The sequence below is a fragment of the Bartonella gliris genome, assembly GCF_045277155.1.
GTDB classification, from domain to species: Bacteria; Pseudomonadota; Alphaproteobacteria; order Rhizobiales; family Rhizobiaceae; genus Bartonella; species Bartonella gliris.
Genome location: NZ_CP123962.1, coordinates 1651600 through 1675000, shown reverse-complemented (window position 1 = coordinate 1675000; position 23401 = coordinate 1651600). Strand labels below are relative to the sequence as shown.

Genomic DNA, 23401 nt, shown 5'->3' with positions numbered 1-23401 from the left:
CAAAAACCAACCGTCGCAAGCGGAAACCACTCTCGTTACAACGCTATATACAACTCTTTCACAAAAAGAGTCAATATCTTTTCCTCTTATTTCTCTAAAATAAATCCTCAAAATAAAAATTGCAACTAAAAAGTGCTATTAATGAAAACATACTACCATAAATCAAGTTTATACCTTGAATTGCCTTTCTGCTTTTCATTGCTATTATATTCCAAGAACGTTATCCTTTATAAATAAGGTCTAACGCTGTGTAAAAATAACCAAATCCTTGTAGAAATACTCTAAGCTATGTTAGCCTCTCGCATTCAATATTTTTCAACATTTAAAGCGCATGCTGGAAATCATTTAAAGAGTACGATGAAAATTTATGTGGGATAACCAACATCAGAAAAATGATCCCGGACAGGATCCAGCTCTTGTTGTTAAACGCTTTCTTCCTGCCCGTCGACAGGTTTCTGTGCGTTGGCTTACAGGGACAGTGCTTACGGGAATCACTTCCTGTATTCTTATGGGGATTGCGCTTTTTGCTGCTTTAGATGGGCAACAACGGTTAGTAACACCGCCACAATGGTTTACACAAACAAGCTCATCAGAATCACAAGCTCCTGACGCCAATGGATATAAAGGTGATCGTATTTCTCCCACGCGTGCAAGGCAAAGCTTCGACAGTAAACGCCAATTTGAATTATCAATTTTGCAAAAACAAGGGGATGAACAAGTCATTCAGACTCAGAACTTCGAATGGATTCGCATGGCATTAGCTGAAGAGCGCCCAAAGCAATACAGCTATCCTAAATTTGATGCCTTGAATATTTTTGCTGTTGATTCGAAAAATCAAGCTGCCACACCACAAACGTCCGGACAAATTTACGGAGCAAAAGTGGAAACAAAAATGATCTTACGCAATTATAATTTCATTATCGATCAAGTAAATTTTGATGGCGCTGATACCCTGACGAGTGATGAAGCACAACAAGAATTGCAAAAAGCTGGATTTTCTTTGGAAAAAAGCAATGAACACCTCTCTCTTCTGACAATCATTGACCCGTTAGACAACTTATCCGCAGCCCCACAATTTAAAGATGCTCCAGAGGTACGTATCGTTCAAGAAAATGTCACCGTTTCTGCTCAAAATCACCGAATTGATCTCACTAAAAACTATGCTGAAGATATTATTCCCATACATAAAAAACAAAAAATAGTCGATGCACTTAAAGGAACCGACTATGCAAAAAAACAAGTTGAAGAAGTTGCAAAAACTTTAGCCATATTAAACAATTCCGATACCCTTAAACAGGGAAGTCTTTTACGCATTGGGATTGTGACACAACCTGGAGAAGAAGACCATCTTGTGCGTGCAAGCATCTATCAAGGCATGTATCATGTTCTCACCATTGCCCTCAATGACAAAAACCAATTTGTTGAAAGTGCAGAACCAGAAATGTCGCACGCACTGAAAACCGCTTTTCAAAATGGCATTCCTCATTCTTATGTCAATACAGCACAATTACCAACAGCTTATGATGCCATCTATAATGCTGTGCTCAGCCATAACATGTCACAATCTCTTTCTCAGCATCTGATTCGTTTGCTTGCAACCAATATTGATATGAAAAGCCGTATCACCCCAACCGATCAACTCGAAATATTTTATGCCGTGCCACAACAAAATGATACAGGCAAAAACGGCAAAAAAAGCAAAAAAGCAAAACAACCAACCCAAAATGCAGATCCTGAAATTCGTTACATTAGCGCCACTTTCGGCAATGCAACCTATAAATATTACCGTTATCAATCGAAAGACGGAAGCATCGATTATTATGATGCAGAAGGGAAAAGCTCAAAACCCTTTTTGCTGCGCAAACCCCTTCCAAATGGCATCTTTGGTTCCCCCTTTGGACCACGTAAACACCCTATTTTAGGCTATGTTCGCATGCATACCGGCGTTGATTGGATTGCACCAAAAGGCTCTCCCATTATGGCTGTTGGAGATGGTGTTGTTACAAAAGTAGGCGTAATGGGCGGCTATGGAAACCATACAGAGATCCAACATGCCAATGGGTATGTCAGCAGTTATTCACACCAAAGCAGTTATGCCCCAGACATAAAACCAGGCGTGAAAGTACGACAAGGACAGGTCATTGGGTATGTCGGAACAACAGGAATGGCCACCGGTCCCCATTGCCACTTTGAAATCATTGTCAACGGCACAAAAGTTGACCCCATGCGCATTCGTATACCTGACAGTAAAGCTTTAACCAATCAAGACCTGCAAGCATTTTTGCGCGAAAAAAACAATATTGATTCTTTGATAAATAGTCCAATAACGGAATCAGAAAGTCCTTCTTAAACCACATCTAAGACATATTGGTGAGCAAAACAGACGAATTTCTTTAACTTCTTTGCCGAAGTAAAAAGAAGCACCAGTGAAAAAGCCCCAACGAAAGTGAAAGAAATTGCATTTGTGCCTTTAGGGTTCTCTCAAGCTTTATACAAACCTTATCATTGATAATAAAGTCTCCCATTGATTGCCCAATCGCTTGAAGAGACATCACACAAAAGTCATAAAACTTTGACTTAAATATTTCTTTTCTAGAGTGATGCAAAAAAGTAGAGATATCAGTTAAAAAGAAACAAAATACGCAAAATTGGGCACTACTTTATCAGCGACATAATCTCATTATTGTCAATATAAACTATCCTTCAGACACATTATCTTGTCTAAACATCCCGTCTAAAAAAGAACTAAAAAAATTCATTTTAATGCCCCTTATTTAATGCTCCTTATGAGATCACATCTATCGAATATTGTAGAAAGTCATTTTAGTTTTGGATGATTATCTCATGAAATACAAACATATGATAATGATTGGGATTTTTCTTACCCTCTTTGTTGGTATGAAGCTCTCTTTCGCTCATGCTCAAAATATTTCTGTGACACACGAAACAAGGCGAAGCTTCATCGAAAAATTACCCAAGCCTAAACAAAGTGCATTTGATGATCGTTCAACAGATGTCTACATTGTCAATGAGCTTACGCATCCGCCTACTTCTATGGTATTAATTGCGAAAGGTATCCAGCGTGGACAGTGGAAAGCAGGTGGATACTGGGGAAACGCAGGACCTTCTAATATGATTGCATCTGGCTCTGTGGGAAAAGCAGCAACAACATCTAACGCTTGGCTTTTTGGCTCCGGTGGTTGGGCTATATATAAAGTACAAGATGACGGAACTCTTTTAACATTCCGCTGGTATAATCCATATACTGGTCCTTATGAATACTCCGCTACTGCGAACAAAAAAAATTATTATTTTGAACGAAGGGAGGAGGAAGGGAAAAATGCAAGAGTTATTTGGTACGTAAAAAGAAAGGCGCCAATAAAAAATTATACTGTTGTCATAGCAGCCGATCCGCAGCCATGGCATTTGGATTCTGGCGATCCTAACGCACACAGTAACAGGGAGCCTTGGATAAAGACAAATAAGAAAGTTGCAAATGCAATAGAATCACATGCAGCAGAATTTTATATAATCAACGGCGACTTAACTGAGTTTGGTCGACCCCAAACCTATCAAGACTATGCAGATGTGTATAAAAGCATCGCTTATCCTCTCTATGAAGGATTAGGCAATCATGATTACTATAATAATATTCGTGATTGTACAATCCCGATAGCAAATCTCTCAAAAGATGCATGTGCAGTGAGTGCTGTTAAAAGAATGTTTCAAGAAATAAAAAAATATAGCAGCATGTTGCCTCAGTTCAACAAACACATGACTGATCGTCGGGTCATTCACCCTAATGTAATGCGTCACATAATAACTGGGAGCTTAAGTTACTCATGGGATTATGGAGATATTCACTATGTGCAGCTGCAAAATTACCCAACTTATACAGCTCGTTTATATGACGGTCAAACGAAAGTAATCATAACGAAAGCTTTGAATTGGTTAAAAAAAGATTTAGCTGCTGCTGATAAAAGGGGAAAAGTTACAATTCTCAACTTCCATGATGCGCGTCCCTATTTTAGAGATAATGATTCGCATTTTCTTCATCCCCAAAATGCTAAAGATCTCGCTGCATTTACATCAATCATTAAACGTCATAATGTAAAAGCAATCTTTGTAGGACACGAGCACAATCAAATCTCTTGCCGTGCAAAAAATGATAAAGTCTTCGGAAATATCCCTGTATACACAGCAGGAGCACTGTTCAAAGGAGACTACTATCTCGTCGATGTGCGAGGAAAAGATATTCACGTTAAAGCTTATAATGGAAAAACAGGACAACCTGTTTTTGTCAAAGATTTGGGGCTAAATGGAGCCAGAACAGATTTCTCGCACAGTTGTAGTAATTTATAAGAACACTATTTTTTCACCCCTAATAAACAAAAGGAGATGTTAACATCTCCTTTTAAGAGAGAGTTGATGCATCATTTGAACCATTTGTATTTGAACCATTTGTCTTCAGTTTTGGCAAAGGGATTGTGACTTTTGTTCCCCCTAAATGGGACTTTTCAAAAAGTGGTTTTTCACCAAATTGCATACAAAGTTGTTCGATAACCAAACGACCAAGACCTGCTTTTTGCTCTGGTGTTTGATGCTTTATACCCACACCATTATCTTCGACAATCAACATCTGTTGTCCATCTTCTTGAGGACCAAATGAGATATAAATATGGCCAGAACGCTGATCAGGAAAAGCATGTTTTAAAGAATTTGTTAACAATTCACCAAGAATAATCCCGAGTGTTGTTGCATCTCTTGAAGACAATCGACAATCTTTAAAGGACGTATGAATGGTAATGTTTTCGCGCAATTCAAAAGGCACCGCCATTTCAACATCATGCACCACCGAACTGAGAAACTCTGCCAATAAGGTTGTCTCCATATCATCACTCAAACGCAAACGGCGATGCGCCGTGGAGATTGTTTGGATACGGTCCCGTGCAGCACCAAGCACAGAACGCACTTCTTCATTTTTGCTACGATTTAATTGCAGCCCCAACAAAGAAGAGACAGTACCAAGAGAATTGCCAATGCGGTGGCTAGCATCCTGTAGCAACATTTCGACACGTTGACGTTCTTTTTCGGCGTGATTGCGTGCTCTTTCCAATTCTTGTGTACGTTCTTTCACACGGGCTTCCAAAGCTACATTTTCACTATGAAGCAGCAATTGATACATTTTTAAGGCGCGTACATCACGATGAAAACGGTTAATGACAAAATAGGCCGAAATAAAAGTACTCACCACAGAAATAATCGCCGCCAATGTTAAAGCAGCCCGCATAAGCGCTATGCCCTCACGCTGTTTTTGTCGCACAACATCATCGCCATTCATAAAGCTTGTCATCAATTGGGCTAAACGCGCCACTTGAATCTTTGGAATTTCAGCGGGAGAAGAAGGTTGGGAAGATTGATCAGGAAGCGCATCAAGAGCATGCATATGGGCATTCATAAAATCTTTGCGTGCTTCAACTTCCTTTTTAAAAGCCGTAAACCATTCATCCCATTGCGGATGTGCATAAACAATAAGCGCCGTATTCTCGAGAAGGTCATCAAGACTACGAACGGCATTTTCAAAGCGTGCTTTATCTTCCGCACTATGGGTTTTTGCATAGCTCCGGTCAGCAACAGCCATATCGATCAAACTAATGAGCACCAAATCAGCCTGTTCGCGCAATTCAGAACTTGTGTTCAACTGTGCAACTTCCCGATCAACCGCGTTTGAAAGCAGCATGATGAAGACCGAAGCTAAAAGCGCCATAACAAGAGAAACAATAATCGCCACCCAACGCCAACGTGATATTGTTGAATCAGAAGAGGGACTTTGAAAAAGCAAATTCGTCTTTGTTGTCATAAAATTTCCATCGGCGAACCTGAAAGTCGTCATTTTTCAGCACAAAGGAAAGACTGCCTCAAAGATAATAAGAGACAAAGCCCAATGGATGTTCTCATCACCCAGGCTCCCTTATTTTTCGCAAGGCTCAGGCCCAATAATCTGAATTTCCTCAGATGCTAACTTTACTGTAATAGCTATAACGGGAATAAAAAAAACAAGGCTATCAACCATAATTATTATGCTTTTTTAACTCTTATTAGCCATCAAATGAACATAATGTACTTCCGGCCGAATAAGAATCAGGACCATAATCGGACTCACCATCGACTTTCAGAAGCTCCTGTAAGCGATTACGCGCTCGACTGACACGGCTTTTAATGGTTCCAACCGCACAGCCACAAATAGCTGCAGCATCTTCATAAGAAAAACCAGAAGCGCCAATAAGAATAATGGCTTCTCTTTGATCTGCAGAAAGCAGATTTAAGGCTTTTTTAAAATCTTGCAAATCGAGCGATCCATATTGAGCAGGATGAATAGCCATATTTTGGGTAAATAAACCCTCGCTGTCTTGAACTTCTCGTCCTCTTTTGCGCATTTGACTGTAAAATTCATTGCGCAAAATGGTAAAAAGCCAAGCTTTGAGATTAGTCCCCATTTCAAAACTGTCCTGCTTAGCCCATGCTTTCATAACGGTATCTTGGACCAAGTCCTCAGCCTTATCATGTCTGCCACTTAAAGAAAGGGCAAAAGCCCGCAGCGCTGGTAGAACCAAAAGCAGTTCATGTTTAAAATCTTTCACCCCCTTTGTCATAAAAGATTCAAACCTTTTCCACATTGTTTAAGCTAAATTGTTCCGCCTTCTCCAACCTTTCTAAAAGTTCTAGCAAACGCACAGGCAGTGCTTCTTCTTGAATTTCCATGTAGAACTGGCGTAATTTTCGCCCTATTTGGCTATTGACCCCGAGAAGATCGTCTCCAAACATGCAATGATTTGTGAGATTTTTTTCATCACGGTCGTTCATTTTTCATCCCCCTAATCCATATACTATAAGTAGCAACTAGAACATTTTTTTCGCCTTATGGTTGTAAATATGGTTGTATGCAAAAAGTTCCATACGAACAGAGGAACTTTTTCCTCTCTTGGGGGTTTCAATCAACAGAGTGCTTGCAAAAGGTCAAAGGAGTTATAAATCATGTCATTATCAACACGCATCGCCCCGCATCTTCCCTACCTTCGACGTTTTGCCCGGTCTGTCACGGGCAGCCAGTCATCTGGCGACGCCTATGTATCAGCAATGTTGGAAGCGCTTATTGCTGATATTTCTATTTTTCCCCAAACATCGAGTGACCGTATCGGCACATATTGGCTTTTTTGCCACCTTTTTGACCAAACGACACCGAATATCCCTGAACCTCTGCCACAGTTTGGCCTTGAACAAAAAACCAGTGCCAAATTATCGTATCTCACACCGCGTGCACGCCAAGCCTTTTTATTGATTGCGGTTGAAGGATTTAACGAACAAGAAGCCAGCGAAATTATGAATCTTGAGGTTAAGGAATTCCGCAAACTCCTTAACCAAGCATCGATTGATATTTCTCAACAAATAGCCACTGAAGTGATGATTATTGAGGATGAGCCTCTCATTGCAATGGATATTGAGCAAATGGTAGAAAGTTTGGGCCATCATGTGGTAGGAATTGCACGCACCCGCAACGAAGCTGTGGTCATGTATCATAAAAAAAAGCCACGGTTGATTTTAGCTGATATTCAATTAGCCGATAACAGTTCGGGCATTGATGCGGTCAATGACATTTTGAAGAATGATCATATACCGGTGATTTTCATTACGGCTTTTCCTGAAAGATTATTGACCGGAGAGCGTCCAGAACCGACTTTTTTAGTCACCAAACCCTTTAATCCTGATATGGTGAAGGCGCTTATTTCCCAGGCTTTATTTTTTCAAGAGAATGCTTCTAAAGCGGCCTAGAACAAAATAACATCTTGATCATGATCGTTCCACCGATTCCAAAGCCGCCCATGGATACATCGCACCTTAGCGCTCTCATGCAAGCGATTCGTGGTGCTGATATTTGTGTTCTCTATCAGACAACAAATCTGGTCTATTTATGGGCTGAAAACTTGCCGAAGCATTTGCACAACAAATGGCGTGTTGGGTGTCGTGACAGTGATTTTTTTTCGCTTGATCTTGCCGACAATATGGAAACAATCAAATTGCAGGTTTTAGCCACTGGCAAAATGCAAAGCATTGAAGCACGGTTTGAGGATATGGCCAAACAAGCACTTTGGTACAAATTTTCTATTGATTGCCACCGCAATGATAACGGAGAAATTATTGGCATTATCACCACTGGTGTTGATATTTCAGGATTACGCCGACGTGAGCAGGTACTAAAAATACTCCTTCGCGAAGTCAGTCACCGTTCTAAAAATCTTCTCGCCATCATTCAAAGTATTGCGAGCCAAACCGCACGTTACACGGAATCGCTTCAGGTTTTCTTACGCAAATTTCAAGGACGTCTCCATTCTCTTTCCCATTCTCAAGATCTGATCACCGATTCCGATTGGCGTGGTGCCCAATTTCGCGAATTGGTTCAATCGCAAGCTTTGGGTTATCTGATGAAAGAAACAGAACGCTTTTCCATTGCAGGGGTAGATCCTTATCTCTTTCCGAATGCAGCTTTGCACATTGGTTTGGCTTTTCATGAACTCATTGTCAATTCTCTTTCTTTTGGCGCCTTATCACAAGAAAAGGGTAGCGTCTGTGTGCATTGTGAAATCCACACAAACATGAATGAAGAAACACAACTTCTCATCACTTGGAATGAAAATTTTGAAGCGGGAACCTCTCTTTCTAACGAAAACAAAGCCTGTTTTGGCAGTGCTGTCCTCGAAAAGATTGTCCCAGTTTCTGTAAATGGTTCAGCTTCTTTAAAATTGACAGAGACAGGAATTGTTTATTGCCTGTATGTTCCCGATAGTTATTTTGACACCCTTTTTTAAAAAAGTAGTTACAACACTATGCAATGAAAAAGCCAAACACATACCCCAAGAACTGCTCTCATAGCCCCCTTGCCGAGCCACAAAGCCATTTTTTCTACACAACCCGTTCTTGGAATTTTGCCTCGCATCTCATCTCGTGGAACGCCCTCACCCACGAAGATCGATCCTGTTAGCATCGCTCCCTCTAGAATCCAGAAGCCACTGCAACATCCTCACGGGCGCTTAAACATCACTCTCTCGTTTCAATATTTTCCAACGAACCACGCCGGAACGAACCACGCCGGAACGAACCACGCCGGAACGAACCACGCCGGAACGAACCACGCCGGAACGAACCACGCCGGAACGAACCACGCCGGAACGAACCACGCCGGAACGAACCACGCCGGAACGAACCACGCCGGAACGAACCACGCCGGAACGAACCACGCCGGAACGAACCACGCCGGAACGCCGGAACGAACCACGCCGGAACGAACCACGCCGGAACGAACCACGCCGGAACGAACCACGCCGGAACGAACCACGCCGGAACGAACCACGCCGGAACGAACCACGCCGGAACGAACCACGCCGGAACGAACCACGCCGGAACGAACCACGCCGGAACGAACCACGCCGGAACGAACCACGCCGGAACGAACCACGCCGGAACGAACCACGCCGGAACGAACCACGCCGGAACGAACCACGCCGGAACGAACCACGCCGGAACGAACCACGCCGGAACGAACCACGCCGGAACGAACCACGCCGGAACGAACCACGCCGGAACGAACCACGCCGGAACGAACCACGCCGGAACGAACCACGCCGGAACGAACCACGCCGGAACGAACCACGCCGGAACGAACCACGCCGGAACGAACCACGCCGGAACGAACCACGCCGGAACGAAAAGCCTTTAAGAACGTTTTGCAGTGAGAAAGCCCTTTAGAACAAACAGATTGTATTTCATTCTGTCAAGCTCTTATTTGGAAAATTTTTTATGAATCCTTTTGTTTTTATCCTCTTGGTGGTTTCCTGTACAGATGATTTTAACAGCTGTTATTCTAACCATACAATGGCCAAAGCCTACCCAACAGCTCAAGCATGTGAGCAAGCCATGATACCATCCACCAAAAAATTTACATCTTATGGGCAACAAATCTTTGCTCAATGCACAAAGGTACACGCCAACTTACAGCAACAAGAAGTCAATGTGATCTGGGCTGTAACAAACCGAGGCAATTTCCTGCTAAAAAGCCAAAACACCAATGATACCATAGATCCGCAAATCCATGATACCATATCCGCAGTCCATGAAACAGATATTTTACCCGCCTCATCCCCTCTTCTACACCCTACCCCCATAAACCTCTTGCACAAACAACCGTAACAGCATAAACCCATCAGATTCTAAGAAAACAATTAATGGAAGAGTGCAGCATGATGGATAATAAACAAATTCAGACTTCAAAAGACCATCGCGCAGAGCAAATCGCCCCACCTCAAGATCAACCTTTAGACCCAGCAGTAGAACGCGTGAGAAAAAAACTTATGCGTCTCATGAGTATTTCTATTGTCATAACGCTCATTTCTATTCTTATAGTTCTTTTTTTAATTGTATACAAACTTATGGCAACGGGACCGGCTTCAAAACAAACAGCTCTTTTTTCTTCCCACAGCAAAAATCAAGAAGTTGCCCACCACACACTCTCCTTACCGGAAGGAACACAGATCCTGTCGGAAAGTCTTTCGGAACACAATATTATGTTGAAAATCTTAACGCCAGACGGTCAAACAAAATTTATGATTTACAATTACCATACAGGCGCACTTATTGCTGTTCTTTCTGTGAAAAAAACGGAAGAAATATCTGCCCCCCATCCCCATTAAGACAGCAATATCCCTGCAGACACCTAAATATCAGCCTCTCGCTTAAGCATTTTTCTCTGCTACAAGTATGTTACCACTCGGCGACGCTGTAGTTTTCCCTGCTCTTAACAAAATCAAAAGCAAACTTTAATCTTGCCCTTTGCGAAAAAGCAAAACGCACGCTTCCCCACAACAGCCCTTCAGAAATCCCATCGCCCAGCACAAAGACATTTTCTCTGCACAATCAGCTTCTTGAAACTTTTCGTCAAATCTCGTTTCTTGAAATCTAACGCAAATGACACCATCCTCACAGGTGCTTAAAACTTAGCCTCTCGCTTAAGCATTTTCCTCTGCCGAAGATGTTACCACTCGACGACGCCGTGGTTTTCTCTGGATTCCTTCTCCCAATACAGGCAAAGAAGCAACCTTCTCTGTCGCCCCATCCCCATTCTTGGAAGTTTCTGACGCCGTCTGTGAAAATCCAAAAGAAAGTTCAGACGACGATTCTTCTTTGGCACGCACAGTGCGCCGACGTGAAGGTCGACGTGTTTTTTTGACAGGATCTGTATTTTCTCCAGAAACGCATTGCTCTTGGACAGTTTTTTCATCTGATAGAGTACCATCCTCTAACGCATCATCACGCGCATACCCATTTTGTGCCTTCACGTGTTGACCATTCCCATTCTTTTGTTGCTGTGTTTGTGATGCATCCATGTCACAACTGACAGTATCTTTTTTTTCACCTTCAGCGTTTGTTTCAATGTACTCTTGCTCATTACTTTCATCGCGATTTTCATCACGACGAACAGATTGGGGCGTTTGCCCAGCCGCTGCTAGAATAATACGCAAGTAGTGTTCAGCATGTTGTAGATAATTCTCTGACATAACGCGATCACCAGCACCCTGTGCATCACGCGCAAGACTTATGTATTTATCAGCAATTTGCTGAGCATTTCCGCGAATCTTAACATCCGGACCGCTACTTTCATAATTCCGAGACAACGGATTAGGGCCGCGACGATTATTGTTGTTGTTATTACCATTGTTGTTGTTATTGCGACCGCGTGCCCGTCTATTTTGTTGTGGCCTCATCTTTATCCCTTTTGGAGTGTGTGTATGTCTTAATGACTCTTCTTTTATAGCATTACTTTTTGATAATACTGATCGTGTTCAAAATACGGTTATCAGGCTATCCCCGTTTTATTTTACTTAAATGATACCTACTGATATTTGATAAAGCATATATTTTTTGAAAATCACAAAAACAGCAGGGGAACAGTAAGCCCAAAAACCCCTATCTCTCTGCTAAACAGCAGAAACCTAGTGATGTTCACATAAAATGCCAAGTGTTTTTTTCTAAAATAGACCATATTTCACTAAAAAATAACCATCTTGTGGAAAAAGAATAAAAAACAAGAACACAGATACAATCCTCTTTCCAGCAAATAAACAACCCTTGCCAGAAAAAATAGGCGTTTCCCTTTTTCCTAAAATCATCGATCTCAAAAAAGCCGATATATTTCCTCCTCTTCGCGCAGGCAAGCTTAACAGCACTACCCCCACAGGTCACTGCGCGAACAGATTCCTATATGAACATAGCCTCTCTTCTGTTCTAAAGCAACCCCCCTTGAGAAGGAAAATTGTAAATGAGAAGGAAAAATTGTGAATGACAATCCCAAAAGACAATTTACGACTGCTCTAAAAGATCTCTTCCTATGCATAGATAGATTAACATCGAGCATTATTCAAGTGCTATGACCATCAGCAAACCGCTCTTCTTGCTAGCCGCCGCCCCAAATGGTAGTTTTTGGTTCAGCTCCAAGGAATTTATAAGGGAATTATCTCACTTACTGATACAAATTCAGTGTAAAAACCAAGTCTGAAATAAAATACCAGAAGCTTTTGAAAAAGAAACAAACAACATGCCATCCCCTTCACAAGCCTCTAAACAAAGCGGCGCTGCTTTTTAGAGTTTATTTTTGTAATGGCCAACACCAACAGATCAAAAAATTTAAAGGTTTTGCCTTATTTTTTTAGTCCTTTTTATACAACGTCTAGTTTATACAACGTCTAGGGCTTCTTTTAATCGATTAAAATTTATTCGCTTTCAGTTTGTATCACAACATTTTGCGGGATTTTTACATCTGTTAATTCAAGCTTCCTTGGAAACAAAGTGCGAAGTTTTAAGCCGTAAGCAAGAGCAAGAAGAACAACGGCGCTTATAGAGACATAATTTGTTAAACAAATATGCTTGCCAACAGCAATCAGCAATACTCTCCCAAGATAAGAACCATGAAAAGCAAGAAACAAAGTTCAGCTGTTTGTTCTTCCTGCATGGGTCATGCTTGATGATATTTTTCAAACTGCCAGATAAGGGAGAAAACTTTTGTTGCGTGTCGACCATAAACTTTAAAGTCGTAACTTCAAAAAGGCACTGCCTTTACAAAATAAGATGTTCCTTTTGCAAGATGAAATGTTCTTTGAGGGCACAGCTTTTATCTTTTTTCATCAGATTTCGCCTCCCCTTCAATTCCCGTATAAAAGCTTAAAAGTGATTGCGCATCTTGCTTTTTCCGCCATCTTTTTCATTGAGAAAACAATCCCGTAAGAGAAAATAGTTTCCATCTCCAGGACGTACCATTTTCATGCATTTTTTCTTTGCAGGATCAGAAAGAGTGTCCCACATTTCACGAATTGCAAAATAGGCTTCACTTTCTAAACTAAGACAGTGCTGATAAACCTCTCTTTTCATATCGGGCATAACTGAAGCAGCAATTTCCTTGCAATACACGCGGTGATCAAAAACTGGAATAGTCAATTCAACAGAAACTTGTTGCACCATTCGCTTATGAGAAAAAAAATAACTGACAATTTTTATAACAGCAAAACAAAAAACCAACGTACAAAAGAGCAGCACGCAAACAAAAGCGATCTTGCGACATAATTTTTTAAAATATGCTTTTTGCCTCGCGCGGATTCTTTTTTCCATAAAGACCGTATCCTTTAACTATCCCAAGATAAGCTTCTTACAGCAAAAGATGATAGAAGCCTGAAGTCCACTCAATACATGTTGCCCCCATACACTATCAATCTTCTTGTGTGAAAACACTCCCTTTTCTCTGCACTATTAACGTTTTTATTCTCTTTGTTGTTTGAAACTATCGCAGGAAACTTTTTGCGTTCAGTTTATGAAAAGGGTATAGAGGCATTAACATAAGACTTTGTTGATGTAAAATCCCCTACAAGGAATATGACTGATTTTCTAATTGAAACAAAATTGAAACAAACACACACTGTTGAAAGAACCATCGACATTTTTCGGACGAGAGCAACCCGTGCTTTATGGTGCTCCTCTCACGCTTCACAATGATGAGAAAAGATTGCACTCTGCCTTCCCCACTGTCCACCTCACGAACCTAACACAAAAACAACAGGAACAAATCACCTTCTTACTTTTTTGCTTTTAATAAAGAACGAGATTTTTTTAGTGGTGATGATATTCAGTTGAGATGCTTTATTCGGGAACTTTTTGAGATCATATTTGAAATAACTGAAGAAGATAAAGATTTTTGCCTTCTCCAAACGCATCATCATAAAAACAGGAAAACTGAGCAATATCACTTGATCATAAAGAAGAGCTTTTGCAAGGGATATAAAATAAAATGAAGGAGCACCAATGCTCCCTTCCTCGGTTATGAACCTGAAGATAACATCATTCAATGGAAAAAACTGGAGGAAATGATCATTGAGTTATCCACTTTATTGAAACATTTCAATACTTACGAGAAGAAACACCAGAGAATAACTTCACTGCAAAAAAACAACAAAAAGGAATGAACAGCGCACAAGATTCCGTTTGTAATAAAATGAATAAAATCGCGCTTAAAAAGCGAATATACCAACTTTAAATGTCCAAACTGATCAACGTGCCATACGGCCTCATAGACGAGCCTAATTTTATACAGAACATCTTTAGTAGAATGTTTGTATTGCGTGCATGACGCACTATGGGAATATTTCAAATCACGAGATAAACGCATGAACGCACAAAGGAACGTATCCTGCTCACAAACATGGAAAGGTTTCTTTAGCTGGATAATGCACGAGAGAATAAAGAGGAGTATCCTCACCCACCATACATTCAGGCTTAAAATCAAAAAACGGATTTCAAAATCAGATGAAATCTTCCCAACTCTTTTTTGCGAAAAACACTTCTATTGTATTAACTCTACAATATTGTATTTACCAGAGCTAAATCACCGTGCATATTGGCACATAGAAATTACAATTCGTTCGTGTCTCATTTTCGTTTTTGCATCCACAAAGTATAAACTTTAGAAAAGCAGACCAAAACGTAAAACAGAAATCAATTTAAATTCAGTTATGGCTTGCCAGTAACCTAATAACAAACCCCAGAAACAATGCAGCAGATGTTGCTGCATTCAGTCCACATTGTACTCCACCAATGAAAGCCCATTGATGGAATACAAGAACAGACGGCAAAAATTTTAGCGTTTTTCTACAATTTTCCAGTATTTCCCATCAGACATATAAGTCAACTGCTGTCCCTTGGTGATCCTCATACCCCTGCCATTAACATAAATGGATGAATTATAATCGGCTCGATGATCAACAAAAATTGATTTCCCTTGAAACGATCGAGGAGAAGGGAAAAAGATACGGGGTGCCCAAGAACCATTTTGCGACCGAATAACGATGAAATCTTGTGTCTTCAACGCCTTAGCAAGAGATTGCGCGGTGATATCTTTTTCGTTCACAAAAGCGACTTCAGGAGCAGCAGGTGACGCCCCCCCTCCAAAATTATTTATAGCATTGATACAAACATCATCATTACAAGTCGTCTGAACTACAGAAGGTTTGTTGCAGTTTCCATAAGAATAAGTCGATTGCTTTGCTTTGATTCTATCATCACCGATAGGCTTCGAGAAGGTTGAGCTTTGTGGCCCCAACATAAAACAAGATGAAGGCTGCTCATTCCCTTGAGAATACTCTTCAACAAAACCAGAAGATGCATAGAATTTGCCAAATGTACTTGGCACTTCAATAACACCCACGGTCGTTTTAGCCCCATTCATCAGATCTGTCACAATACCGGTCACGAGATTACCCTTCTTTATCACATCGAGTTGATACTGATGCCCTATTTTCCACGGTATCTCAATCTGACATTGTACTCCAGAACCCTCATGGTTGAAAAAACCACAATGACCACTTTTCCACCCCTTTGCTTCCCAGATAGAATAATTAAAAGCGTGAACTCCATGCCCCCTATTTTGTAACCCAATATATCCAGATCCATATCCAGATCCATTATTGAAGTAAAACATATTTGCCCAATAATATCTGGAATGAGCTCCACCATCCTGATTAATCTGCTGAAAAAAAGTGAGTTTATTAAATTCTGAATGAGCCGGCCATGTGTGCTGAATAGAAACAATCCCCCCTGCAACAATAGCATAACTTGGCAGACTTATAAGACAGAATAAAGAGCCTAAAACTATTTTTTTAAATAAACCATGCATTAAAAACCTCCTTTAGTTTATTTTTCATCAATCAAATGCTCCAAGAAAATCTGTTGAGGAACAGATTTTAACCAAGAGACAGCAAAAAACAGGGCATCCAAGTGCCCCGCCCAAAACCATCAAAAAGAGTTCCCCCCAAGAACGGAATAGCATTCAAAACAAGAGAAAAATTTCTCCTCACATCAACAAACATTGCTTTTTTCTTTGTACCCCCCCCAAGCTAAGATGAGATGAGTGACACAAAAGCGAAGAGAAAAAACAATGCGTTTCCCCATGCACCAAAACATGCCGGCATACGTAGAGAACAGCCCCACACAAAAACGGGAGACAAAAAAGAAGAAATTCACAAACACCGATAAGAGTATTGACTCCTTCCCCCTATGGTCTTCCCAAATATCGCTTGTACCCAAAGTGGGACAAAAACCAAAATCCCACGTAAGAACAACAGCTCCCTTCTGATCAACTGTGCTGATTTATCAATCATTGGAGAGATCATCCCTCCCATGCAAGACAGTTGCATAATCATTGAGCACTACGCCAAAAGCCAAAAGAGACATGAAAAGCAGCAACAGCTTAAACCAAAGTTTTATTGCGCTCAAAAGAGTGATCATAAAAAAAGCTGCACAGTGCAGCAACAAACCGCAAGGCTATAATCCAAGCCCAAACGAGAGCAAAAAATCACTGATATTCTTCTCTCATGCGATAGACAGACATCCCAATACCGGCGATTGTCGCCAAAACCATCACCACGGCTAACGCCCATTGTATAGGCCCCTGTCCGGTTAAAATTCCTGTTAACCCTGAAAAAGAGCCAATGATTGGCGTCAAAACTTCGATATTTTGCCAAAAGGGCTTTTGGGGTGGCTCCACTTCTTGATAATTGGAAGAAACATAAGCGCCTTTAGCCCATAAACCTGCTTCTGCCGCCCGCCGATGGACAAGCCCCTGTAAGCGTTTTCCGCCCGCTTTGGTCCATTTTTGCAACTCAGCCGGCACAGCCTCATACTCACCTTTATTGAGCTTTTTTAACAGCGTAGAATTACCAAAAGCTTCCGTTCCTACATTATAGCAAAAAGACACAAGAGCAGCAAACTGTTCATTGGTTAAAGACCGATCAACCCTCTGTTCCACCGTTTGCTCAAATTGTGCGAGATCTTTTTGCAAGAGATCTTCGGCCTCAGCAGCAGTAATCTGCATTCCTTTCTCGACAACAGGCTCCCCTGCTTGTGCGGTATGGCCATAACCAATTGTCCACACCCCCCTAGCATCTTGATAAGCTTGCAACCGGAGCCCCTCCCATTGTTTAATGAGAGCCAACCCCTCTTTTGAAATTTTTCGCATTTTTTAAAAACTCCTCGCGCCTTTTAGGCTTTAAAAGATCATGTCAAACAATGAATGGTGACGATGTTTTCTTGGATCGCTGCTTTCAATTTTTAAAGATTCTGGGACATGAACCTCTATGTCAGCGCTGCCAATGACGAATGTGCCATCTGCCTTACCACTTAGAATGTTTGAACTTGTAATGTGTGAGCTCTGCTGTTGCTGTTTGGCATTCGTAGAATCTTGCAAAGTCGTTTGCAATTTTTGTTCCAAAGCCTCCACACGCTGTGTCAGTTGTGTGATATTTTTGCTTTGTGTTGTATCAAAACGCTCGATCTCTTGACGCACTTGATTCAACAGAGCATTCAAAGGAGCATGCCCCATTCTTCCGCTTGCATAAAGCACCACGCGAATACATTCCGGATCCTCAATGTCAGAGATAGAAAATGGAAAAAGTGCCATTGTATGACCTCATTTGGTTATAAAGAAAAAGCAAGCAACATCAGCTGGTTTGACGCGTTTGCACCAACACGCGTTTAAGCGCATACGCATCAAGAAGTTTAAACATGGAAGAGATTTGAAATTAACGAAAAGGTGCCAGCAAACAGCACACCCCAAGCATACCCAGCATACCCAAAGCACACAATGTCTTGACGCATGTGATTCAACAGCGTTTCAAGCAATTTTTCGCGATAGAGAAGGCTTCAGTTTTCACGTTTTAATAGCATAAACAACGGCGACATTGACAGGACGTGTTTCACCACCACCTGTTTTCTCCAAGGAAAGTTTGTGCGTGTGCGCCCCAGCAAAATTTGTCGGAGACTCTATCGAAGTATTATAGAACATCACCTTCGCTTGTCCTGAATAAAGGCGTGCCAAATCATATTGCATCCCGGGCATATGATGCTGATGTGCACCTGATGAATCTGTTTTTCCCTCATGCGTATGCGCTTTAAAGGAATCTTCTTGCCTGCTTCCTAACACACGCCCTTTATCAATCTTGTTTCCACTATCCAGCCCCCGCAAAAACATTCCACGCAAATCGGGCACATTAAATGTTGAGTAGAAATTTCCTCTTCCCCATGTTTCACCAATTGCTGCAAAGAGGTTTGCATAGTCCTTTCGCGAATAGGCTTTACCATCACACAAAAGCCAACCTTCAGGCATTTTTTCCATGGCAAAGGTAGCAATAAAGCCCGCTGGAAAACTTTCAGGAAATTTTATGGTCGGATTGGTTAAAAACCAACCGTCTAGATTTTTTCCAGCAATGTCAGAAGAATAGACAAGCTCATAAAGGCCACCACTTTGAACTTCTCCACCTCTTAAAGGCTCTATCCCATCTGCGGTTGCCTTATAAACGGGCAATGCCGTTAATTGATTTAACGCCACAGTTGTTTTCCCTTTATTCACCCCTTGTGCTTTAAACCGCACAACAATACCATTCATATAAGACGTAACAAGAGACTTTGTGGTCAAACGAATGGATGTCGTATTGTCATACTCCCTGACGGTAAACTGTGTCTCAGTCACCCCACCATTATCTAACAAATATTCTTTGATGCGTTGCATCATCGCACGAGCACTATCATTCACTGAACTTGGGGGTTGCCCCTCTGCCCAGTTTATCATGTCATCGGCATAGGCATTCTCAGAAGCCATGAGTGACCAATCATAAATCGAACTCATAGAATATATCCTTTTTGCAAAAAGTGAAGACGAGCAAATAAAGAAGAAAAGAAGGAAGCAATTTTCTTTTTAGGCGCTGTGATTTTCTCCATTTGCAAGCCAATTTTGTCATAATCAACATGCAAGAACTTTGTTTTCATATTCATATAAACAGCATCAGGCTTCAAACGCAGCACATCTTGGGCAAGAACACCGCGATAGCGTTGAGGGTGCCCTTTATAATTAAACAGATAAAGCGGATAGCCCTTTTTCCCCCCCACAGGGACAATATTTTCTTTAGCCCTCACATCAGAAAGCCCAAAAAGTCCCCCCACCAATCCAAGCACTTGTTTTGCATCACGTAACGGATCTTTTGTGATGGAAGGCATTGTTGTAGTCTGTCCTGATTTGGTACCGTAATTTCCGGCGGCTTGTGTTCCCATTTGAAGCAACTGTGCCAACCGGTTCCACCCTTGATTATCCTGTTCAGTCCATTTTTGCCGTTGCGCATCCAACACATTTTGGCGGTTTGCATCTTGGATCATCCCACCTTTTAAAGCATTGCTTTGCGCATTGCTTTGCCCTTGAAAGTAACTGTTAGCAGCATTGATCTGATCAACCAATGAACGATCAATCATCTGGTTGGCGTTCATCATATTTTTGACATCTTGATTATACTGCTGTGCGGTCGCATTTGTTGCCAATGCCCCCAATTCATCGGCGAGCACCCCAGTGTGCGCACCAGAGCCATAGCGCCCCGCCCCCGACATCGATTGATTAATCGCATCAGAGGTTTTACTCAGCGCATTTTGCAACGCCGCATTAAAGTGACTATTGTTTCCAATCCAGTTTCCCTTTGCCATATTAAAGAGATTATTGGCACTTTGCGTTGGACCATTAAACCACTGTGTAAGAGCTGGATTGTTGTACTGATCAGCAGCCTTTTCCAAACCACTAAGAGCATTTTGTGTCATATTGCCAAGACCAGCAACGCGCTCTCCTTGATAAACATTACCACCTATGCCTTTATTATAAAGATCGAGTGCTTGCGCACTCGCTTTTTTAAGGATATCTTCCGCCCATGCGGGTGGTGCATTTGTTTGTGTTGTTGTTTGCACTTGGGGTGTTGTTTTTCTTCTCATGAGATCAGAACCTTTCTATAATGAATAAGATTAAGTGAGTATCCGTGATGCGTAAGCATTTTAGCCCATCCAGACCTTCCAAGTGTCAGCATTTCCTCAGCGTTGATTGACCGCGCCCACTCTTCAACCTTCTCAATCAATTTGACCAATTTCAGCCCTCCCTCTCCAGCAAGGTCAGAAAGGACAACGCGTTTTTTTCCCGTATGGGTTATTTCAATTTTTGTAATCGCGAAGGCACTAAATTGGGTTTCATTTTTTAAGATCAGCCACAATTGTGCTTGCCCGGTAGTGATTTCTTCAGCAATTGTTGGCAAATACACATCATCGGGAAATCGCTGTGCATATTTTTTCAGTGCAGCATTTATGTCCTCTTGATAGGGCGCTATTTTTTCCCACGACCATTGATCAGTGAGGTGAGCAGAATAAAGGTTTTGGCTGTCTTGTTGCTGTGTCATCATTTTGGCTCTTTCAGCTTCTTGGCAATGAACCATATGACCAGATTTTGGGCATGCTTAATGCATTTTTTGTCATGACAATTTGGCAATTGCTACCCCCCGCAAGAACACAAGAAAAATGGAATTCACAAGCCTTTCAATTTTTTGAGAACCACTGCTTCATATGTGCGAAGATATTATCTATCGCATCCATGAGACGTGCAAAATCAAGAATGAATATAAAGATGATAAACAAAATCCATTTCATAAAACGAGACATTATTTTCACACTTTTGTAAGTAATGATGATTTCTTGCAGCATTTCTTTTTCTGCTTCCGTAAGCTGTGTCTGTTTTTCCGTTTTTTTTCTGACCATGTTTTCATTTACACCAGCATTCACCTTGTTTTTCGTGTTTTAAGATGCCTCTTGATAAAATTTGTACGGATCATATTGACGTCTTGCGCATTTCAATAAGTTGGCAACCAGCGAGCATAAGAAATATCTGCAATCATTTATTACAGCTCAGCATGGCTCACCACATGCCTGCTTGAAACAGTCCCTCCAGAAATTCCCCCGAGACATTCCTCCCTAGACATTCCTTTTGAGAGTTCCACACACACATTCCCCCTTGAAAGGTCTCCACCATACTTGCGCTTGAAGAGAGTTCCGCCATACTCCCGCTTTGACACATGCTCTCACCGCATACTCTTTCATTATACTAAGGCATAGCTCACCACATGCTTTTTTATACTAATGCATAGCTTACCACATGCTTTTTTGTTATGCTAAGGCATGCCTACCGCATGCTTTTTTGTTATGCTAAAGCATGCTCACCGCATGCTTTTTTGTTATGCTAAGGCATGCTTACCGCATGCCGGCAGACTTCAACTCAACATCAAATCCTGTCACATGCGACCAATTGACTCCCTCAGGGATGCGTAATTTAAAGCGATAAAACCGCGCTCTAGCACGAGAATGAATTTGCCCCGTATTGTGAGAAGGTTTCTTTTCCGGCAACCACACAGTTTTCTCTTCAAGTGATTGACGCAAACGCATTCCCACAGACAAATAGAACTCTCCACTATTGACCTGAGGCATAATATTTTTCACCCGCGTCATCATACCATTTGTCTGCCCCATTTCTTGCGATGTCACCACACAAGCCATCGGTTGCCCAGAAAACGCGCCAAGCCTCCCTTGATGATCAAACGCCCCAAGCACAGGAGATTCATTTTGCCAAACCTTACTGTCGAGAGAAAAAGACAACCCATCAATGCTGTGTGAGACTTGATCAAGTCCTTCCAAAGTGGTCCCTGCTAAAAAAATAGGCAGGATTATTTTGATGTGCACAGACGCTTTTGTCCATTTTTGCAATCCCCAATCATAAATAAGCAAAATACGTTCTTGTGGTTTATCACCGGCATTGACCATCCAATAAACGCGATTATAAACACCATCGATAGCAGCAGACAGATTGATTAAGTTGTTATAATCGCTTGTTGTCGTTATCGTTCGATCCACTTTTTCGAAACCAATGGGGATGATCTGTCCCTCATGGGTGATCTGATAAAATCCGCCTTCATCAGCAAAAAAAGCAAAATCCCCACGACAAATGATAGAATCAGCGTTTTTTACACCACGTTTATCGTGTATTTTTTGGAAACTGAAGATAATCTTGGAGCCAGGAATAAAGGAGCCCGCATAGATAGCAGAACGCATAAAGATGATGGGATTTGTTGTTTCCGTTGCTCCTTGCACGAATCCGCCATCGGGAAAATCTTGATAATCGCAGCTTTTTTTCCCAACAGTCCAGAATTCTGCATCATTCAACCCCGACCAATGGACGCGGCGCGGATGCTCTGTTAATTTCATCAAACAGACAAAATCGCCCCACACGCGGACGATTCCAGCCTGTGGAGGATTTCCCCCTAAGTTTCTAAATCTTTTATCATGATTAATATCGATCACTTGCGGCTTATCATTCGCGTTGACAGCAATGACATAATCGCCAAACAAAGCGAAAGACCAAGGAGCATCAACATTAGCAAGATAGTTTTTTCCTTTTCGGCTAATATCCTCCCACTGCAGTGATATATTGTTGAGAAGGTAGATTTTTTTTCCTGTTCCAGCAAGAATGGACACACCGGATTTTGTTTTAACAGCAATTGCGCCCAAAATAGGAGCAGGACAAGGCGCTGTCAAAGGAGTAAAGCTTGGCATAGGAATATAAGACCCATCAGCCGGCAACACATTCACAAGCTCATCGGTAAAGAGTCCATTGATGTCAGCAACATCAGGCCGATAATCCGCAACTGGAAAAAAAGTCATTTAAAACCCCATTAGAAGCATATTTGAAAAGCCTTCTCCACGCGCTTTTTCAAATCGCCAAAGTTTGTTTTATTGTCAAAAAAAACAAGAGCGCCTAAACAGCAAGCGCCACCAAATGAGATCAGGACAAAACCCTGAAAAGGATGTAAAGCTCAAAGCGCTATAGGATGTAAAAACATATCCTCAGGCAAAAAACTGATAAGTTCATCAATAACAATGCCATGAATATCGACAACACCACACACCA

Annotated in this window: 21 protein-coding genes; 6 read left to right on the top strand and 15 right to left on the bottom strand. The window is 41.5% G+C overall.

The window, feature by feature from the left end:
• The first annotated feature begins 367 nt into the window (after positions 1-367).
• Together QHG54_RS07520 and QHG54_RS07515 are read left to right on the top strand one after the other, a co-directional pair.
• The gene (locus QHG54_RS07520) at positions 368-2350 is read left to right on the top strand and encodes a M23 family metallopeptidase (protein WP_406604118.1); all 1983 of its coding nucleotides are present in this window, start codon (positions 368-370) and stop codon (positions 2348-2350) included.
• Between the two features lie 515 nt (positions 2351-2865).
• Positions 2866-4362 (top strand): metallophosphoesterase, encoded by a 1497-nt coding sequence (locus QHG54_RS07515; protein ID WP_406604117.1) that lies wholly within the window; start codon positions 2866-2868, stop codon positions 4360-4362.
• Between the two features lie 52 nt (positions 4363-4414).
• On the opposite strand, the gene QHG54_RS07510 is transcribed toward QHG54_RS07515, so the two are convergent.
• The 3 genes from QHG54_RS07510 to QHG54_RS07500 form a co-directional block, all read right to left on the bottom strand.
• The gene (locus QHG54_RS07510) at positions 4415-5860 is read right to left on the bottom strand and encodes a sensor histidine kinase (RefSeq protein ID WP_317993739.1); all 1446 of its coding nucleotides are present in this window, start codon (positions 5858-5860) and stop codon (positions 4415-4417) included.
• Positions 5861-6098: 238 nt separating this feature from the next.
• A complete protein-coding gene (locus QHG54_RS07505) occupies positions 6099-6653 on the bottom strand; it encodes an RNA polymerase sigma factor (RefSeq protein ID WP_406604116.1) in 555 nt (184 codons plus the stop codon).
• 7 nt (positions 6654-6660) lie between these two features.
• On the bottom strand, positions 6661-6864 hold the full coding sequence (locus QHG54_RS07500) for a NepR family anti-sigma factor (RefSeq protein ID WP_317993741.1): 204 nt from the start codon (positions 6862-6864) through the stop codon (positions 6661-6663).
• 171 nt (positions 6865-7035) lie between these two features.
• Here QHG54_RS07500 and QHG54_RS07495 point away from each other — a divergent pair, with 171 nt between their 5' ends.
• Entirely contained in the window at positions 7036-7830 is a 795-nt protein-coding gene (locus QHG54_RS07495; RefSeq protein ID WP_317993742.1) for a response regulator, read from the top strand.
• Positions 7831-7850: 20 nt separating this feature from the next.
• Positions 7851-8864: an HWE histidine kinase domain-containing protein gene (locus tag QHG54_RS07490; RefSeq protein WP_317993743.1), complete on the top strand. Its 1014-nt coding sequence runs from the start codon at positions 7851-7853 to the stop codon at positions 8862-8864.
• A gap of 242 nt (positions 8865-9106) precedes the next feature.
• On the opposite strand, the gene QHG54_RS07485 is transcribed toward QHG54_RS07490, so the two are convergent.
• Complete coding sequence (locus QHG54_RS07485) at positions 9107-9751, bottom strand: hypothetical protein (RefSeq protein WP_406604115.1); 645 nt, start codon at positions 9749-9751, stop codon at positions 9107-9109.
• A 101-nt stretch (positions 9752-9852) separates the two neighbouring features.
• Here QHG54_RS07485 and QHG54_RS07480 point away from each other — a divergent pair, with 101 nt between their 5' ends.
• A complete protein-coding gene (locus QHG54_RS07480; RefSeq protein ID WP_317993745.1) occupies positions 9853-10242 on the top strand; it encodes a hypothetical protein in 390 nt (129 codons plus the stop codon).
• Positions 10243-10292: 50 nt separating this feature from the next.
• Positions 10293-10742: a hypothetical protein gene (locus tag QHG54_RS07475; RefSeq protein ID WP_317993746.1), complete on the top strand. Its 450-nt coding sequence runs from the start codon at positions 10293-10295 to the stop codon at positions 10740-10742.
• Positions 10743-11057: 315 nt separating this feature from the next.
• Here QHG54_RS07475 and QHG54_RS07470 read toward each other — a convergent pair whose 3' ends face one another.
• From QHG54_RS07470 to QHG54_RS07420, 11 genes are all read right to left on the bottom strand, one after another.
• The gene (locus QHG54_RS07470) at positions 11058-11813 is read right to left on the bottom strand and encodes a DUF4167 domain-containing protein (RefSeq protein WP_406604114.1); all 756 of its coding nucleotides are present in this window, start codon (positions 11811-11813) and stop codon (positions 11058-11060) included.
• 1005 nt (positions 11814-12818) lie between these two features.
• Positions 12819-13031, bottom strand: a complete 213-nt coding sequence (locus QHG54_RS07465) for a hypothetical protein (RefSeq protein WP_406604113.1) — start codon at positions 13029-13031, stop codon at positions 12819-12821.
• A 235-nt stretch (positions 13032-13266) separates the two neighbouring features.
• Complete coding sequence (locus QHG54_RS07460; protein ID WP_317993748.1) at positions 13267-13710, bottom strand: hypothetical protein; 444 nt, start codon at positions 13708-13710, stop codon at positions 13267-13269.
• A 1519-nt stretch (positions 13711-15229) separates the two neighbouring features.
• Positions 15230-16264: a DUF3472 domain-containing protein gene (locus QHG54_RS07455; RefSeq protein WP_317993749.1), complete on the bottom strand. Its 1035-nt coding sequence runs from the start codon at positions 16262-16264 to the stop codon at positions 15230-15232.
• A gap of 678 nt (positions 16265-16942) precedes the next feature.
• Positions 16943-17605, bottom strand: a complete 663-nt coding sequence (locus tag QHG54_RS07450) for a glycoside hydrolase family protein (protein ID WP_317993750.1) — start codon at positions 17603-17605, stop codon at positions 16943-16945.
• A gap of 30 nt (positions 17606-17635) precedes the next feature.
• Positions 17636-18046, bottom strand: coding sequence for a hypothetical protein (locus tag QHG54_RS07445; protein ID WP_317993751.1), 411 nt, complete (start codon positions 18044-18046; stop codon positions 17636-17638).
• Positions 18047-18295: 249 nt separating this feature from the next.
• Positions 18296-19270 (bottom strand): tail fiber protein, encoded by a 975-nt coding sequence (locus tag QHG54_RS07440; protein WP_317993752.1) that lies wholly within the window; start codon positions 19268-19270, stop codon positions 18296-18298.
• Positions 19267-20391, bottom strand: a complete 1125-nt coding sequence (locus tag QHG54_RS07435) for a tail fiber domain-containing protein (RefSeq protein ID WP_317993753.1) — start codon at positions 20389-20391, stop codon at positions 19267-19269. The genes QHG54_RS07440 and QHG54_RS07435 overlap by 4 nt, the downstream gene beginning before the upstream one ends.
• The gene (locus tag QHG54_RS07430) at positions 20388-20846 is read right to left on the bottom strand and encodes a hypothetical protein (protein WP_317994074.1); all 459 of its coding nucleotides are present in this window, start codon (positions 20844-20846) and stop codon (positions 20388-20390) included. Before QHG54_RS07430 ends, QHG54_RS07435 begins: the two co-directional genes overlap by 4 nt.
• Before the next feature lie 136 nt (positions 20847-20982).
• On the bottom strand, positions 20983-21201 hold the full coding sequence (locus QHG54_RS07425; protein WP_317993754.1) for a hypothetical protein: 219 nt from the start codon (positions 21199-21201) through the stop codon (positions 20983-20985).
• Positions 21202-21690: 489 nt separating this feature from the next.
• Positions 21691-23154: a hypothetical protein gene (locus tag QHG54_RS07420; protein ID WP_317993755.1), complete on the bottom strand. Its 1464-nt coding sequence runs from the start codon at positions 23152-23154 to the stop codon at positions 21691-21693.
• Positions 23155-23401 lie beyond the last annotated feature (247 nt).

What these genes read in the sequence shown, in the direction of transcription:
- QHG54_RS07425 (WP_317993754.1), bottom strand. Translation starts at nt 21,201, where the DNA reads ATGGTCAGAAAAAAAACGGAAAAACAGACACAGCTTACGGAAGCAGAA.
- QHG54_RS07495 (WP_317993742.1), top strand. Translation starts at nt 7,036, where the DNA reads ATGTCATTATCAACACGCATCGCCCCGCATCTTCCCTACCTTCGACGT.
- QHG54_RS07450 (WP_317993750.1), bottom strand. Translation starts at nt 17,605, where the DNA reads ATGCGAAAAATTTCAAAAGAGGGGTTGGCTCTCATTAAACAATGGGAG.
- QHG54_RS07470 (WP_406604114.1), bottom strand. Translation starts at nt 11,813, where the DNA reads ATGAGGCCACAACAAAATAGACGGGCACGCGGTCGCAATAACAACAAC.
- QHG54_RS07420 (WP_317993755.1), bottom strand. Translation starts at nt 23,154, where the DNA reads ATGACTTTTTTTCCAGTTGCGGATTATCGGCCTGATGTTGCTGACATC.
- QHG54_RS07515 (WP_406604117.1), top strand. Translation starts at nt 2,866, where the DNA reads ATGATTGGGATTTTTCTTACCCTCTTTGTTGGTATGAAGCTCTCTTTC.
- QHG54_RS07435 (WP_317993753.1), bottom strand. Translation starts at nt 20,391, where the DNA reads ATGAGAAGAAAAACAACACCCCAAGTGCAAACAACAACACAAACAAAT.
- QHG54_RS07460 (WP_317993748.1), bottom strand. Translation starts at nt 13,710, where the DNA reads ATGGAAAAAAGAATCCGCGCGAGGCAAAAAGCATATTTTAAAAAATTA.
- QHG54_RS07430 (WP_317994074.1), bottom strand. Translation starts at nt 20,846, where the DNA reads ATGACACAGCAACAAGACAGCCAAAACCTTTATTCTGCTCACCTCACT.
- QHG54_RS07440 (WP_317993752.1), bottom strand. Translation starts at nt 19,270, where the DNA reads ATGAGTTCGATTTATGATTGGTCACTCATGGCTTCTGAGAATGCCTAT.
- QHG54_RS07500 (WP_317993741.1), bottom strand. Translation starts at nt 6,864, where the DNA reads ATGAACGACCGTGATGAAAAAAATCTCACAAATCATTGCATGTTTGGA.
- QHG54_RS07475 (WP_317993746.1), top strand. Translation starts at nt 10,293, where the DNA reads ATGATGGATAATAAACAAATTCAGACTTCAAAAGACCATCGCGCAGAG.
- QHG54_RS07505 (WP_406604116.1), bottom strand. Translation starts at nt 6,653, where the DNA reads ATGACAAAGGGGGTGAAAGATTTTAAACATGAACTGCTTTTGGTTCTA.
- QHG54_RS07510 (WP_317993739.1), bottom strand. Translation starts at nt 5,860, where the DNA reads ATGACAACAAAGACGAATTTGCTTTTTCAAAGTCCCTCTTCTGATTCA.
- QHG54_RS07445 (WP_317993751.1), bottom strand. Translation starts at nt 18,046, where the DNA reads ATGGCACTTTTTCCATTTTCTATCTCTGACATTGAGGATCCGGAATGT.
- QHG54_RS07490 (WP_317993743.1), top strand. Translation starts at nt 7,851, where the DNA reads ATGATCGTTCCACCGATTCCAAAGCCGCCCATGGATACATCGCACCTT.
- QHG54_RS07455 (WP_317993749.1), bottom strand. Translation starts at nt 16,264, where the DNA reads ATGCATGGTTTATTTAAAAAAATAGTTTTAGGCTCTTTATTCTGTCTT.
- QHG54_RS07520 (WP_406604118.1), top strand. Translation starts at nt 368, where the DNA reads ATGTGGGATAACCAACATCAGAAAAATGATCCCGGACAGGATCCAGCT.
- QHG54_RS07480 (WP_317993745.1), top strand. Translation starts at nt 9,853, where the DNA reads ATGAATCCTTTTGTTTTTATCCTCTTGGTGGTTTCCTGTACAGATGAT.